The 14,841-nt window shown below is 64.0% G+C and carries 14 protein-coding genes; 9 read left to right on the forward strand and 5 right to left on the reverse strand.

Annotation, left to right across the window (positions count from 1 at the left end):
• The first annotated feature begins 6 nt into the window (after positions 1 to 6).
• Positions 7 to 2,157 carry a CHASE2 domain-containing protein gene (locus AB5K84_RS35645; RefSeq protein ID WP_011085126.1) on the forward strand — a complete coding sequence of 717 codons (2,151 nt, stop codon included), beginning with the start codon at positions 7 to 9 and terminating at the stop codon, positions 2,155 to 2,157.
• Between the two features lie 209 nt (positions 2,158 to 2,366).
• On the opposite strand, the gene pobA is transcribed toward AB5K84_RS35645, so the two are convergent.
• On the reverse strand, positions 2,367 to 3,539 hold the full coding sequence (gene pobA / locus AB5K84_RS35650) for a 4-hydroxybenzoate 3-monooxygenase (RefSeq protein WP_011085125.1): 1,173 nt from the start codon (positions 3,537 to 3,539) through the stop codon (positions 2,367 to 2,369).
• A gap of 50 nt (positions 3,540 to 3,589) precedes the next feature.
• Here pobA and AB5K84_RS35655 point away from each other — a divergent pair, with 50 nt between their 5' ends.
• The gene (locus AB5K84_RS35655) at positions 3,590 to 4,495 is read left to right on the forward strand and encodes a helix-turn-helix domain-containing protein (protein ID WP_011085124.1); all 906 of its coding nucleotides are present in this window, start codon (positions 3,590 to 3,592) and stop codon (positions 4,493 to 4,495) included.
• A 360-nt stretch (positions 4,496 to 4,855) separates the two neighbouring features.
• Complete coding sequence (locus AB5K84_RS35660; protein WP_011085123.1) at positions 4,856 to 5,467, forward strand: LabA-like NYN domain-containing protein; 612 nt, start codon at positions 4,856 to 4,858, stop codon at positions 5,465 to 5,467.
• Positions 5,468 to 5,491: 24 nt separating this feature from the next.
• Here AB5K84_RS35660 and pcaG read toward each other — a convergent pair whose 3' ends face one another.
• Both pcaG and pcaH read right to left on the reverse strand, forming a co-directional pair.
• Positions 5,492 to 6,118 carry a protocatechuate 3,4-dioxygenase subunit alpha gene (gene pcaG / locus AB5K84_RS35665; RefSeq protein WP_011085122.1) on the reverse strand — a complete coding sequence of 209 codons (627 nt, stop codon included), beginning with the start codon at positions 6,116 to 6,118 and terminating at the stop codon, positions 5,492 to 5,494.
• A gap of 4 nt (positions 6,119 to 6,122) precedes the next feature.
• A complete protein-coding gene (gene pcaH / locus AB5K84_RS35670; protein ID WP_011085121.1) occupies positions 6,123 to 6,911 on the reverse strand; it encodes a protocatechuate 3,4-dioxygenase subunit beta in 789 nt (262 codons plus the stop codon).
• A gap of 98 nt (positions 6,912 to 7,009) precedes the next feature.
• On the opposite strand from pcaH, the gene AB5K84_RS35675 reads away from it, so the two are divergent.
• Positions 7,010 to 7,939 carry a LysR family transcriptional regulator gene (locus AB5K84_RS35675; RefSeq protein WP_038966596.1) on the forward strand — a complete coding sequence of 310 codons (930 nt, stop codon included), beginning with the start codon at positions 7,010 to 7,012 and terminating at the stop codon, positions 7,937 to 7,939.
• Positions 7,940 to 7,965: 26 nt separating this feature from the next.
• Here the strand turns inward: AB5K84_RS35675 and AB5K84_RS35680 are convergent, their stop codons facing one another.
• Positions 7,966 to 8,454 carry a MarR family winged helix-turn-helix transcriptional regulator gene (locus tag AB5K84_RS35680; RefSeq protein WP_011085119.1) on the reverse strand — a complete coding sequence of 163 codons (489 nt, stop codon included), beginning with the start codon at positions 8,452 to 8,454 and terminating at the stop codon, positions 7,966 to 7,968.
• Positions 8,455 to 8,574: 120 nt separating this feature from the next.
• Between AB5K84_RS35680 and AB5K84_RS35685 the strand changes: the two genes are divergently transcribed.
• The 5 genes from AB5K84_RS35685 to AB5K84_RS35705 all read left to right on the forward strand — a co-directional run bounded on the left by AB5K84_RS35685 (position 8,575) and on the right by AB5K84_RS35705 (position 14,007).
• Positions 8,575 to 9,117, forward strand: a complete 543-nt coding sequence (locus AB5K84_RS35685) for a VOC family protein (protein WP_011085118.1) — start codon at positions 8,575 to 8,577, stop codon at positions 9,115 to 9,117.
• Between the two features lie 28 nt (positions 9,118 to 9,145).
• Positions 9,146 to 10,783: an FAD-dependent oxidoreductase gene (locus AB5K84_RS35690; RefSeq protein WP_011085117.1), complete on the forward strand. Its 1,638-nt coding sequence runs from the start codon at positions 9,146 to 9,148 to the stop codon at positions 10,781 to 10,783.
• Complete coding sequence (locus tag AB5K84_RS35695) at positions 10,780 to 10,974, forward strand: DUF2783 domain-containing protein (RefSeq protein ID WP_011085116.1); 195 nt, start codon at positions 10,780 to 10,782, stop codon at positions 10,972 to 10,974. The genes AB5K84_RS35690 and AB5K84_RS35695 overlap by 4 nt, the downstream gene beginning before the upstream one ends.
• Before the next feature lie 183 nt (positions 10,975 to 11,157).
• The gene (gene pncB / locus AB5K84_RS35700; RefSeq protein ID WP_011085115.1) at positions 11,158 to 12,462 is read left to right on the forward strand and encodes a nicotinate phosphoribosyltransferase; all 1,305 of its coding nucleotides are present in this window, start codon (positions 11,158 to 11,160) and stop codon (positions 12,460 to 12,462) included.
• A 237-nt stretch (positions 12,463 to 12,699) separates the two neighbouring features.
• Positions 12,700 to 14,007 carry a GGDEF domain-containing protein gene (locus AB5K84_RS35705; protein ID WP_011085114.1) on the forward strand — a complete coding sequence of 436 codons (1,308 nt, stop codon included), beginning with the start codon at positions 12,700 to 12,702 and terminating at the stop codon, positions 14,005 to 14,007.
• 11 nt (positions 14,008 to 14,018) lie between these two features.
• Here the strand turns inward: AB5K84_RS35705 and AB5K84_RS35710 are convergent, their stop codons facing one another.
• A complete protein-coding gene (locus AB5K84_RS35710) occupies positions 14,019 to 14,642 on the reverse strand; it encodes a TetR/AcrR family transcriptional regulator (protein WP_028174279.1) in 624 nt (207 codons plus the stop codon).
• Between the last annotated feature and the right edge of the window lie 199 nt (positions 14,643 to 14,841).

A 14,841-nucleotide genomic window follows, 5' to 3' on the forward strand; every position in this document is an offset into this window, starting at 1 on the left:
GGGGCGATGCGGCGGATCGGAAGGCGGGACATCGTTGCAGCGATCCTGATTGCGCTCCTCGCGGGCGCGGTCTTCACGTCTCCGCCGCTTCAAATACTGCAGGGCCTGTCGCTCGACATCCTCACCGCGATGCGCGGCAAGCTGGTCGGCGACCGCCGCGATCCCGCGACATCGCCGGTCGTCGTCGTGGCCATCGACGGGGAGACCTACGACACGCCCCCTTTCAAGGGATCGCCGACGCTGACCTGGACGCGCGAAATTGGCCGCGTGCTCGGAAGCATCACTGAGGGCGGCGCCAAGGTGATCGGCTTCGACGTCATCTTTCCCAGCTCGATCGAGCAGTCAGAGATTCCCTTCGGCGACGCGCCACTCGGCAGCCGCATGAAGGGTTTTGACCGGGACTACCTCATCGCACTCCGGCAACTCTCCGACAGCGGCAAGCTGGTGCTCGGCGAGATCCTGAGCAACGACCATCCGGACAGGCCCTACCGCGCGCAGCAACTGGCGGTGAAAAACAATATCCGCGCCCTCAACGTCCATACCGACCCCGACGACGTGATCCGGCGGATGCCGCTGAGCTTTGCCATCGACGGCAAGCCGGTCCCTGCGATGGCGATCGAACTCGCCGCGCGCGCGCTCGGCACGACGCCCGGAACCGAGCCATCCGGCGCGATGCAGCCGTCCGACTACACGATCCCGAGCGCGGTCCCCAACACGTTGACGCTCAACTACCGTGGCATGGGCCGCGACATCCCGGCCTATTCCTTCGCCGACCTGCGTGCCTGCGTCGAGAAGGGCGACCGCGACTTCTTCCGCCGCGCCTTCGAGGGCAAGGTCGTCCTGCTCGGCACCGTCCTCAATTTCGAGGACCGCAAGCTCACCTCGATGCGGCTTTCCGGCGGATATGACGGCTCGCCCGCGCCGCGCTGCGCCCTGCCCGCCTCGGCGGGTACCGCGCAGAAGGCCCGCAGCGATATCGCCGGCGTGTTCGTGCATGCCACCGTCGTGCGAAACCTGATCGAGCGCGATGCCGTGACCGAGCTCGGCTTTCCGGCGCGGACCATCCTCACGATTGCGTTCGCGGCGATCATCGCCTGCGCGGCCTGCATGCTCGCGCCTGGCGGCGCTGTGATCGCCTGGCTCGCCCTCACCGCCGTTTACGCCGGCGTGGCCGTCGGAGCGTTCGTGCATGCCCTGGCGCTGCCCTTGACGGAACCCGCGCTCGCGAGCCTCGCCGCGCTCGCGATGATGATCGGCTACCGCTTCATGCTGGCCGATCGCGACGAGCGTTTTCTGCGCAAGAGCTTCGCCTTTTATCTCGCGCCCGAGGTGATCGAGACGATGGTAGCCTCCGGCAAGATGCCGGCGCTCGGCGGCGAGATGCGCAACGTCACTATGTTCTTCTCCGACCTCAGCGGGTTCTCCTCGATCGCAGAGACGATGACGCCGGGCGAGCTGGTCACGCTGATGAACGAATATCTCTCCGCCATGACCGACATCATCGAAGGCCATGGCGGCTATGTCGACAAATATATCGGCGATTCCATCGTCGCCATGTTCGGCGCGCCGGCCGACGATCCCGCCCACGCGCGCAATGCCGTCCGCGCGGCGCTGAAGTGCCACGAAAAGCTGGCGGACCTCAACGCCAACAACGCCGCCTTCGCGGGCCACGGCCTGTCGCACCGCATCGGGCTCAACAGCGGCGAAGCCGTGGTCGGCAATATCGGCTCCCGCCGCCGCTTCAACTACACCGTGATGAGCGACACCGTGAACGTCGCCTCGCGGCTCGAGGGTGCGAACAAATATTACGGCACCGCGATCATGGCCTCGGAGGCGACAGTGGCGCAGACAGGTGACGCCTTCGCCTGGCGCGAGCTCGACGCAATCAGGGTGCAGGGCCGCGGCGAGGCGATCAAGGTGTTCGAGCCGCTGGCGGAGAGAGACGGGGAGAGTGCCGAGCAGAAGAAGGTGACGGCGTTGTATGCGGAAGGACTGGCCTGCTGGCGCGCACGGGAGTTCGCGAAGGCGGTTGATGCGTTCGACCGGCTAGCCAAGGTCGATCCGCCATCGTCAATGTTTGCAAAGCGCGCGAGAGCGCTTGTCGCAAATCCACCGCCGCTGGAATGGACACCGGTCAACACGCTCGAAGGGAAGTAGCCGCGTCAGCCGAGAGCGCTAGCTTCCCCTCTCCCCTTGCGGGAGAGGGTGGCTCGCCGCAAGGCGGCGAGACGGGTGAGGGGTTTCTCTCGGCGCATCCAACTCTCACTTGAATTCGCGGAGACATACCCCTCATCCGGCGCTTCGCGCCACCTTCTCCCACAAGGGGAGAAGGGAGGGCAGCATCGCGTGTTGCGCGATCATCTCGCTCAAAACGGCAGGCCCACATAGTTCTCCGCGAGCAGGCGCTGCGCCGTTTCGGACGAGAACAGATATTCCAGCTCCGTCTGCTGAAGACGATCCTCATAGTCGAGACGATCGGGGAAGCGATGCAGCAGCATCGTCATCCACCAGGAGAAACGCTGCGCCTTCCAGATCCGCGCCAGCGCCTTGGCGGAATAGCCTTCGAGGCCGGAATCATCGCCGCTCTGATAATGTGCGAGCATGGCATGATAGAGATAGTAGATGTCGGAGGCGGCGCTGTTCAGCCCGCGCGCGCCGGTGGGCGGCACGATGTGGGCGGCATCGCCGGCGAGGAACAGGCGGCCATAGCTCATCGGTTCGGCGACGAAGCTGCGCAATGGCGCGATGCTCTTTTCGATCGCGGGCCCCGTGATCAAGCGGCCGGCGACCTCTTCCGGCAGGCGGCGCTTCAGCTCGGCCCAGAACGCGTCGTCCGACCAGTCCTTGACCTTGTCGGTGAGCGGCACCTGGATGTAGTAGCGGCTCAGCACCTGTGAACGCAGGGAACACAGCGCAAAGCCGCGCTCGTGCTTCACATAGATCAGCTCGGACGAGACCGGCTTGGTGCGCGACAGCACCCCGAGCCAGCCAAACGGATAGACCTTCTCGTATTCGCGCAGCACGTCCTTCGGGATCGACTTGCGGCTGACGCCGTGGAAGCCGTCGGCGCCGACGATGTAGTCGCAATCGACGCGAACGATCTCGTCGTTCGAGCGGTACGTCACGTAGGGGCGGTCCGACGCGAGATCATGCGGCGTCACGTCCTCGGCATTGTGCACGACCTTGCCGCCAAGGCGGTCGCGCGCCTCGTAGAGGTCGCGCGTCAGCTCGGTCTGGCCGTAGACCAGCACCGAATTGCCGCCGGAGTGCTTGTGCAGATCGATGTGGGAGAGCACCCCGTCATGGGCGATCTCGAACCCCCGGTGGATCTCGCCTTCGCGGTCCATCCGCTCGCCGCATTGCGCCTCACGCATCAGTTTCGCAAAACCGTGCTCGAGCACGCCGGCGCGGATCCGGGCCAGCACGTGGTCGCGGCTGTATTTCTCCAGCACGACCGTGTCGATGCCCTTCAGATGCAGGAGCTGGGACAAGAGCAGCCCGGACGGCCCGCCACCGATGATACAGACCTGAACTTTCATTTTCGCGTCCTCCCGTCGGCACTTTTTTGCAGATTCAGCCGCGCAAACCGATGGAGGGTTTCGTCTTTGTCTTGTACTATTCGAACATGAAAAGCGCCGCCCCTGCCCCCGCGATCCGGGTCTACAATCTGTTCGGCGAGTCCGGCGACCTGCCCGACGTCGTGCATTGTGAGACGATCGCGTCCCGCTCCGTACTTCACGACTGGACCCTGGCCGTGCACCGCCATGCCCGGCTGCACCAGGTCCTGCTGATCGAGCGCGGCGGCGGCGAGGCGACGCTCGACGGACGCGTGGTGCCGTTGAAGCCGATGCAGATCGTCAACGTACCCGTCGGACACGTCCACGGCTTCCGCTTCGTGCCTGAGACCCAAGGCTGGGTGCTGACCATCGCGGCGGAGATTCTGGACGAGGCGCTGCTCGCCGCCGAAGGCCTGCGCGGAGCCCTGTCACAATCAGGCGTGGTGCGCGGCACCCCGCAGATCCGCGCCACCATGAAGCAGATCTTCGCCGAACACGCCGCCCGAGATTTCGGCCGCGCACATGTGCTGCGCGCCTTGTCGGCAGCCATGATCGGGCTGGTGGCCCGCGCGCTCACGAGCGAGACCGGTGGCAATGGCACTGCCGAATCCGGCCTGTTCCGCCGCTTCGAGGCGCTGCTCGAGCAGCATCATCTGGAACGCTGGAGCGTCGCGGACTACGCAGGCGCGCTGTCGATCACGCCGACCCATCTCAACCGGGTGACGCGGGCGGCGACCGGCGACACCGCCTCGCACCTGATCCTCAACCGCCTGATCCGCGAGGCGCGGCGCAACCTCGTCTACACCAACCTGCCGGTCTCGACGATCGCTTACGCGCTCGGCTTCGAGGACCCCGCCTATTTCAGCCGCGTTTATGCCGCCGCCACGGGGCTATCGCCGCGCGCCTTTCGCACCCGGCTGCATGGTGATGAAGGCTGACACATCAGCCGATCGAACAGCCGCGCCCATGGTCGAAGGCCACGCTGGGAACCGCAATGGCCTTTGTTGCCCGCGCTGCCACTTACCTTCGTATATCGGGCCCTATCCTTTGGATAGAGGCCCTTTACCTCAGTACAATTGAGTAGGGAACGCGCGCGCCTTAGCCTGGCTGCATTCGGCGCCCTGGCGCTAGTGGCATTGGATCCTCCCTAACCTGGGCGCAAGACGGCCGCCCCTGTCCGGTCGTCTGCGCTGCTTTTTCGGCAAGCCATCGGTGCCTTCATTGTTCTTCCGGCCGACACACCGCGCCCTGGCGGTGGGATCGGCCGCCTTTCGCGTGCAACTGGAAATTTACGCAGAATGTCTTCGATTGAGAAGATCGCACTCTTTATCGATGGCTCCAATCTCCATGCCACCTCCAAGGCGCTCGGCTTCGACATCGACTACAGGCGTCTGCTCGGCGAATTCCAAAGCCGAGGTGCGCTGTTGCGGGCCTTCTACTACACGACCCTCATCGAGGATCAGGAGTATTCGTCGATCCGCCCCTTGATCGATTGGCTCGACTATAACGGATACACCGTCGTCACCAAGTTCACGAAGGAATTCGTCGACGCCATCACCGGCCGCCGCAAGGTGAAGGGCAGCATGGATGTCGACCTCGCCGTAAATGCGATGGAGCTCGCCGAGCACGTCGATCAGATCGTGTTGTTCTCGGGCGATGGCAATTTTCGTTCGCTGGTGGAAGCGCTGCAGCGCCGCGGTGTCCGCGTAACGGTCGTCTCCACACTCTGCACTCAGCCAGCCATGGTCGCCGACGACCTGCGCCGACAGGCGGACGTATTCATTGATTTGGCAGAACTGAAACCAAAAGTGGGGCGCGATCCGGCCAATCGGCCGGGATCGCGCGAGATGCGCCAGTTACCGCAATTCCTCGCGCGCGTAGCGATCGATCGCGGCGACCAGGTGGAGTGATCCCTGCGGGAGGCCGCACGACTCTCAGACGTCGAAGAACACGGTCTCCTCGGGCCCCTGCAAATTGACCGTGAAGGAATACACGACCTTCCCGGCGCGCTCGCTTCGCGTTGCGATCAACGTCTTGCGCCGCGCCGGCTGTTCGATCAGGTTGAGCACGGGGTCTCCGGCGTTGGCAGCCTCTTCATCCGAGAAATAGAGCCGCGTGTTGAGACCGATATTGATGCCGCGCGCGACGATCCAGACATTGACGTGTGGCGCGCATTTGCGCCCCGCCTTGTCGGTGATGGCGCCGGGCTTGATGGTCTCGAAGGTCACGAGCCCGCTGTCGAAGTCGGAGCCGGCGCGGCCCCAGCCGCGAAACTCCTGCTCCAGCGCGCCGGCCGAGCGGTCGGCCGGATGGTTGTAGCGGCCGGCCGCATTGGCCTGCCAGATTTCCAGCAGCACGTCGCGCAGCGGCGTACCGGTGCCGTCAAGCACCTTGCCTTCCAGCGTGATGCGTTCGCCCCGGGTGTTCGGCGTCACCAGCACGTTGGAAAAGTTCTTCTCGAAGATATCGAAGCCGGCCATGGCCGGGATCAGGCCGATGTGGACGTAGGGGCCGGCGGTCTGCGAGGCGGTTTCCTTGAGATAGTGGAGCGGCTGCGGCATCGGCTCAGTTCCCCTCGGTGCGGTTTTCGAAATAGGTGGAGCGCTGGCCGCGCAGGACGATGTCGAAACGGTAGGCGAGCGAATCGAACGGTGTCGAGGCGTTGAGGTCGAGCGGCGCGACCAGGCGATCGAGCGCATCCTTGTCCGGAATCGTCGTCAGGATCGGGCAGACCGGGATCAGGGGATCGCCCTCGAAATACATCTGCGTGATCAGCCGCTGCGCAAAGCCCGAGCCGAACACCGAGAAGTGGATGTGGGCGGGACGCCAGCTGTTGACGAAGTTGCGCCAGGGATAAGGACCCGGCTTCACGGTGCGGAAATAATAATAGCCGGTGTCGTCAGTCAGCGCGCGGCCGCAGCCGCCGAAATTCGGATCGATCGGCGCCAGATACGTGTCCTTCTTGTGCCGGTAGCGGCCGCCGGCATTGGCCTGCCAGAATTCGACCAGCGTGTTCGGAACGCCGCGGCCGGTCTCGTCCAGCACGCGACCGTGGACGATGATGCGCTCGCCGACGGGATCGCCGTCCTTGGCGTAGTTGCGGATCAGGTCGTTGTCGAGCGGGCCGAGATCGTTGTGGCCGAACACCGGTCCCGTGATTTCCGAGACCGAATTCTCCAGTGACAGCAGCGCCTGGCGCGGCGAGCGCAGCACCGAGGATTTGTAGCCGGGAGCATACGCGGGCGGATGGATGGAACGGTCGCGCTGGAAGAAGCCGCCGTCGCCGAGCGGCGGCGTGAACGGCTCGGCGCGGTTGAGGCGGGGATCCTGCAAGGCTGTCGCCTGGGCATTCATCGGCGTTGTCTCTCCCTAGGGCATCCCGGGGTCCCGGGTGCGCGGCTTATTGAACGATAATGCCGCCACCTATTCTCAAGATAAATAGATCGATTATAATGAATTCCATGAAAAAAATAGATCATTTGTCCCTCGACGGCCATGCCCTCGAATTGTTCCTCGCCGTGCTGGAAGAAGGCTCGGTGACGGCGGCGGCAACGCGGCTCGGCCTGACGCAATCCGCCGTCAGCCACAGCCTGAACAAGCTGCGGCGGATCGCTGGAGATCCGCTGTTCGCCAAGTCCGGCCGCGGCATCGTCGCCACCGCGCACGCCCAGGCCCTCGCGGCGAAGGCGCGTGCGCTGATCGACGAGATGCGCAGCTTTGCCGGCGGCGTCAGCTTCGAGCCGGCGCAGGCCCAGCTCTCGCTGACGATCGCCGCCAACGATTTCCAGCGCGACCTGTTGCTGCCGCGCTTCTTCGGCCATGTCAGCGAACAGGTGAAGAGCCTGCACCTGCGGGTAATCCCCTCGCAGTCCCCCTCCCCCGCGATGCTGCGCGAGAACCGGTGCGATCTCATGATCACGCCGCTGCCGCCGTCCGGCGTCGACATCGTGCAGAAGCGCGTGCTGAGCGACCACTATGTCTGTTACTTTGACCCGAAGGCACGTACCGCGCCCGCCGGTCGCAGCGCCTATCTCGCAGCGCGCCACATCACCGTGGTCTACACCGACAATGAGCGGCTCGACTTCGACCGCCGGCTGGCGGCCAACGGCTTCCACCGCGACATCGCCATCTCCGTGCCGAGCTTTTCAGGCGTGCCGTCGTTCCTGCGCGGCACGCAGATGCTCGCGAGCATGCCGAGCCTGCTCGCGTCCGGTGTCATGCAGGGCTTCGCACATGCCCGAATTCCGCTGGCCTCGGGCACTCGGACCCTGGCCGAGCTGCCGATGTTCATGGTCTGGCACCAGCGCTACCAGAAAGACCCGGCCCATCGCTGGATCAGGAACCAGCTCGAGACGGTAGCAGAGACCGCCGCAGGAGCATGAACGGCAGAATCGGGAACGTCCGAACTTCAGGTCAATTCCGCCGACAGCTTGCGCATCGCGCGGTCGAGAACCTCGACCTCCTCCGAAGTCAGCACGGCAAGCAGCCTCGTCTCCCGTTCCAGCGCGAACGGCACGATCTTGCGGAAAAGCGCGCGGCCTGCTGACGTCAGCGAAACGATCAGCTCGCGACGGTCATCAGAAGCATGTTTTCGGCTGACGATGCCGCGCGTCTCCAGTCCCTGGACGGCGCGGCTGACCTGCATCTTGTCGAGCGTGGTGAGCGGCCCGATTTCCTTGGTCGCAATCTGGGTCCGCGCGCCAAGAATGGCAAGCACACGCCATTCCTGACGCGTCAGCGCAAAGCGTTCCGAATAGACTTCGGCCACGGCCAGCGACACCTGTTCGGCCAGACGCGCCAGCCGATACGGAAAATACTGCTGCAGATCGAGCTCGGTGCCGGCATCCTGCGCCGGACCCGCTGCCCTATTTCGTGCTTCGCGCAAACGTCCCGCCATGCCGCTCAGTCCCTGGCTTGCATTCCTGCAAAAGTTTTCCGGGCAGATTGATCCAGATCAACCCCGGAGATTGTAACATTTGATACTAATTCCGCAACCATCAAAGGGAGTGACGCCGCCATGAAAATCGAGAAGATCCATCACGTCGCCTATCGCTGCGTCGACGCCAAGGCAACCGTCGAGTTCTACAAGAAGGTCTTGAACATGGATCTTCTCGGCGCGATCGCCGAGGATCGCGTGCCTTCCACCAAGGCACCCGATCCGTACATGCACATTTTCCTCGATGCAGGGAACGGCAACATCCTCGCCTTCTTCGAGCTGCCGAACTCGCCGCCCATGGGCCGCGATCCCAACACGCCGGAATGGACCCAGCACATCGCCTTTCAGGTCAAGGACCTCGCCGAGCTCGAGGAAGCCCGGGCGCGCGCGGAAGCTGCCGGCCTCGACGTCGTCGGCGTCACCGACCACACCATCTTCAAGTCCATCTACTTTCGCGATCCGAGCGGCCACCGCCTCGAGATCGCGGCCTGGACCGCCACGCCGGACCAGATCGACCGCATGAAATCGGTCGCGCACGAGATGGTCGAGGAATGGTCGCGCACCAAGCGTCCGCCACGGCATAACGCCTGGATGCACGAGAAAGAGTTTCAGGACGCACATTGAATTCGGCACGACTCGCGAGGAACCGGACATGACGAACTACATCTATCCGAAGTTCGGCTATTTGCGCTCGAAAGAACAGGCCGAGGGCATCGTCAAACGGCACCCGATCGTCGTCATCGGCGCAGGTCCCGTTGGGCTCACCGCAGCCCTCGATTGCGCGGCGCGCGGCCAGCCGGTTGTTTTGCTCGACGACAACGATACCGTCAGCATCGGCTCACGCGCCGTCTGCTATGCCAAGCGCCCGCTGGAGATCTGGAACCGGCTCGACTGCGCCGATCCCATGGTCGAACGCGGCGTGAGCTGGAACGTCGGCAAGGTATTCTTTCGCGACGAGCTTTCCTACCAGTTCGACCTCCTGCCCGAGAGCGACCACGAGTGGCCCGCCATGATCAACCTCCAGCAATATCATTTGGAGGAGATCCTGGTCGCCAGGTGCCGCGCCAGCCCACTCATCGATCTACGCTGGAAGCACCGGCTGATCAGCCTCAAGCAGGCGGCCGATCATGCCGAGCTCGCGGTGGAGACGCCCGATGGCATCTTCACTATGGAGGCGCAGTGGGTGATCGCCTGCGACGGCGCCAATTCCGATACGCGCAAGATGGTAGGCGCCGAATTCAAGGGGCAGTACTTTGAGGACCGCTTCCTGATCGCCGACGTCGCCATGAAGGCGGATTTCCCGACCGAGCGTTGGTTCTGGTTCGATCCGCCGTTCCATCCCGCGCAGTCCGTGCTCCTGCACCGGCAGGCCGACGACATATGGCGCATCGACTTCCAGCTCGGCTGGGACGCAGATCCCGACGAGGAGAAGCGGCCGGAGCGGGTCATCCCGCGCATCAAGGCGATGCTGGGCGAGGATACGGAGTTCGAGCTCGAATGGGTCTCGATCTATCAGTTCGCCTGTCGGCGGATCGACAAGTTCCGCCACGGCAGGGTGCTGTTTGCCGGCGATGCTGCACACCAGGTCTCACCGTTCGGTGCCCGCGGCGCCAACACCGGCGTGCAGGACATCGACAATCTCGCCTGGAAGCTCGCTATGGTATTGCGTGGAGAGGCGCCGGAGGCGCTCCTCGACAGCTATCACGACGAACGCGCATACGCCGCCGATGACAACATCCTGAACTCGACGCGAGCGACCGACTTCATCACACCAAAAACCAAGGTAAGCCGCCATTTCCGCGACGCCGTGCTCGAACTCGCGCAGCATCACGGCTTTGCGCGCCCACTGGTCAACAGCGGCCGGCTGTCGACACCAACGCCTTACGTTACCTCGCCCCTCAATACCTTCGACGACAGCCTGCTCGACGGCGAGATGCGGCCCGGCACCAACGCTGCGGACGCTCCGGTGACGATTGGCGGCAAGCCCGACTGGTTTCTCAACTGCCTTGGCGCGGGCTTCGTCGTCGTGACATTCGACCAAGCGGTGGACAACGAGCGGATCGAGGTCGGGCCAATCGCGGCACGGGTCATCCGTGTCGGGCGTGACATTGATGATCCCAGGGGTGTTCTGGCGAGTCGCTACGGCACGTCGACTGGCACCACATACCTCTTCCGGCCCGACCAATATGTCGCCGCGCGCTGGGCCGGCTTCGACGAAGGAAAGATCTCCGCGGCGCTGTTGCGCGCTACTGCTCAAGACGCCGTACGGCAGAAGGAGATTGCGGCATGATGCTCAACCGCTCACCGAATATCGCCGATCCAGACGGATTCTATGCCGAACTGATCGGCAGCCAGCGGGATTTGAACGAAGAGCAAGCGCTGCGCATGAACGCTCGGCTGATCCTGCTGCTCGCCAATCACATCGGCGACCGCGACGTGCTCGCGGAGGCAATCAGCTGCGCGCGCAGCGGCCGCGGATAGGCGCGTCTTCGCACCGCCCTCGATATCAGGATGTTCGGCGTCGTTGCCGGATCAGGCCGAAGCCATCTTCCGGTACGGGCCGGCGGTGACGGGAGGCAGCCTTCCAACAGGCCTTTCCCAAATTCAGGCCGCCCCTCGCCAAACCCACTGGTTGCGCGCGGACCGCCACGCTAGAATTCGGCCATGACAGTGACCGATATTGCGAGCCGGACCTACAATCACAGCTGGCGGCTGGATCCCATCATCCGCAGCCTGCTCGATACCGACTTTTATAAGCTATTGATGTTACAGATGATTCGGGAAGATTACTCGAATCAGCAGGTGACCTTCTCGGTCATCAACCGCTCGCGCCATGTGCGGCTCGCCGAGATCATCGACGAGGGCGAGCTGCGCGCCCAGCTCGACCACGCCCGCACCATCCGCTTCACCAAGAAGGAGCTGATCTGGCTCGCCGGTAACACCTTCTACGGCAAGACCCACATGTTCTCGGCGGATTTCATCCGCTGGCTGGCCGAATTCCGCCTGCCCGAATACGAGCTGCGCAAGGTCGAGGGGCAGTACGAATTGCACTTCCACGGGCCGTGGACCCACACCACGATGTGGGAGATTCCGGCGCTCGCGATTCTCAACGAGCTGCGCTCGCGCGCGGCGATCAAGGGCCGCGGCCGCTTCGAGCTCGACGTGCTCTACGCCCGCGCCAAGGCCAAGCTGTGGACCAAGGTCGAGCGGCTGCGCAAGCTCGAGAACCTGAGGCTCTCCGACTTCGGCACCCGCCGGCGTCACGGCTTTCTCTGGCAGCGCTGGTGCGTCGAGGCGGTGAAGGAAGGCCTCGGCCCCTCCTTCATCGGCACCTCCAACGTGCTGCTCGCGATGGACAACGACCTCGAGGCCATCGGCACCAACGCGCACGAGCTGCCGATGGTCGCGGCCGGGCTCGCCAAGGACGACGAGGAGTTGCGCTGGGCGCCCTATCGCATTCTCGACCAGTGGCGTCAGACCTACGGCGGCAACCTCCTGATCGCACTGCCCGACGCCTTCGGTACGAAAGCGTTCCTACGCGATGCGCCGGAATGGGTCGCCGACTGGACCGGCTTCCGCCCCGACAGCGCGCCGCCAATCCAGGCCGGCGAGGAGATCATCGCCTGGTGGGAGAAGAAGGGCCGCAACCCGAGGGACAAGCTGCTCGTCTTTTCCGACGCGATGGACGTCGGCTCGATCGAGGAGACCTATCACCACTTCACCGGCCGCGTGCGGCTCTCTTTCGGCTGGGGCACCAACCTCACCAACGACTTCGTCGGCTGCGCCCCGGACGGCTCGTTCAATCTCGATCCGATCTCGCTGGTCTGCAAGGTGTCGTCGGTCGACGGCCATCCGGCGGTCAAGCTCTCCGACAATCCGGAGAAGGCAACCGGCCTCCCCTCGGAGATCGAGCGTTACCTGCGCGTGTTCGGCGACGTCGGCCGCGTGCGCAAGCCGGTGCTGGTCTAGCAATTCTCTCGATCGGGTAAACCGCACGCCACGAATGCGCGGCATTGGTTCGCCAATTCCGCGCCAGTTCCGCTTCCTCAGTATTTGAAGCGATCTGCGCGCATCCACGTCACGACGCCTTCACCCTACGGCGCAGTCCCCCGCGTCTTTCAGGTCGAGTTAAGCAACCATCCCTTCTACTTGACGTTGCAGGCGCAACGCTCCGCTGGGGTCGTTGATCGATTTGGGGAACTAAGGGTGTTTCGCAGGACATCGGCGTCGACGAAGGGACACAGCTTCCTTCATGTCATCAAGCTCGTCTCGCCTTTCGTGATGGTCGTCGTGCTTCAGGCGGCGATTGCGGGATTCAGCCTCGAGGTGATGTCATCGGTCCGCGCCTATGTCGCGGGCGAAGCGCTGTGGTCGCGCTCGCAGAAGAACGCCGTCTATTTCCTCAATAGCTATTTGCATTCGGGCGAACCGAGCCAGTTCGCGCAATACCAGGCCTCGCTCGCCGTTCCGATCGGCGACGAGTTCGCACGCTGGGCGCTCGAGCGAGATCCCGTCGACGTCGAAGCCGCCCGCATCGGCTTCCTGCAAGGCGGCAACCATCCCGATGACGTTCCGGGATTGATCTGGCTGTTTCGCTATTTCAACCGCGTCAGCTTCCTCCAGGAAGCGATCCGCGAGTGGGCGGCCACCGATCCGATGCTGCTGGAGCTGAGCGTGTTCGGCGAGGTCATCCGGTCCGAGCTGGAGAAGGGCCCTGTTCAGGACAGCGGCCGCCTGCGATTCCTGTCGTCGCGGCTCTCTGAGCTCAACACCCAGTTCACGGTGCATGCCAACCGCTTCTCCACCGTCCTGGGCGAAGGCTCCCGCGCGATCAAATTGACGCTGACCAGCATCAACATCCTCACCGCCGTGACGCTGATCCTGCTGCTGATCTGGCACACGCGGCGATTGGTGCTGCAACGACAGGCGTTCGAGGATGCCCTGCATGCCGAGAAGGAGCGCCTGGCCTGGCAGGCGTCGCACGACTGGCTGACGGGCCTTGCCAACCGCCGCGCCTTCGAGGCGCGCCTGCAAGGCGAGCTCGACAATATCGCGGCAGGCTCGCTGGGCCTGATCCTGCTCGACCTCGACCAGTTCAAGAACGTCAACGACAGCTGCGGCCATCTTGCGGGCGACCGCCTGCTCTGCCAGGTCTCGCGCCTCCTGCAACAGGACCGGCGCCCGCATGATCTGGTGGCCCGGCTCGGCGGCGACGAATTCGGCCTGATCCTGCCGCGGTGCTCGCCGTTCGACGCAACGGACATCGCCGAACGGCTGCGACGAGCGCTCGAGCTGTTCAGCTTCGCCTGGGACGATCGCTGCTTTGCAGTGACTGCCAGCATCGGCATCACCTGCATCACCGACCGCGACACCACGCTCGAGGACGCGATGCGGCGCGCGGATGCCGCCTGCTATCGCGCCAAGGAAAAGGGACGCAACCGGGTTCAGGTCGACGGTGTGCGGGCCGACGTCGTCCTCGTTGCAGCACGGCCACGCGAAGCGGCCCGCGCTTGAGGCCGCCCGCCCTATCGGCGCAAAGGCAGAATCCCGAGGCCCGCAAGGTGCGCGTCGAGGAACTGCTCCACCTGCTGGCGCAGCAACTGGGGCGGCACGGCCACCATGCGCTCCTCGAGACCGAGCGAGATGATGCCGTGCACCGCGGAGAACAGGGTGCGCGACAACAGCGCGATCTTCACGTCATCCGCATCCGGCAGCAGCCGCACCAGCGGCGGGTGCATCAGCGCGAAGGCGTCCATTACCATCTGAAGGATGTCGTCCGGATAGGGGCGATCGTCCTCCATCCGATGCTCGAACAGCGAACGCAGCAAATTCGCGTGCTCCGCAAAGAATTCGAGATAGGCCTCGGCAAGCCCGTAGAGCTGGCCGACCGGATCCTCGGCCGGAACCCCCGAAAGCCGCGATGTGAGCGCCTGAACGGTCTCCCGATTGACGGTCAGGATCACCCCGTCGAAGTCGCCGAACTCGTTATAGACGCTGCCGACCGAGCAGCCGGCGGCTTCGGCGACGTCACGAACCTTCAATGATCTCAAACCCTTAGAAGAAATTATAGTGCGGGCGATCTCCAGGATCAGGAGCCGTCGCCGAACTTTTTTTTGGTCGCGCAGAGATTCTTCTTGAACATTGTTCATTTTCAAGCTACTCATGTGAACATTGTTCAAATTAACCCGGAGACCTGCAAAATGCAAACCCTCGCTGTTGATATTGCCACCACCTTCGTCGACGACGCCGCAGCCCTCGTGACCGGTCTTGGCCGGGCCGCCCTCAAGCTCGTGATGGCGCCGATCGATCGCATCGCCAATGCCTGCGACATTGCCGGCGTGCTCGCTG

The sequence above is a fragment of the Bradyrhizobium sp. 1200_D9_N1_1 genome, assembly GCF_052075915.1.
Taxonomy (GTDB): domain Bacteria; phylum Pseudomonadota; class Alphaproteobacteria; order Rhizobiales; family Xanthobacteraceae; genus Bradyrhizobium; species Bradyrhizobium diazoefficiens.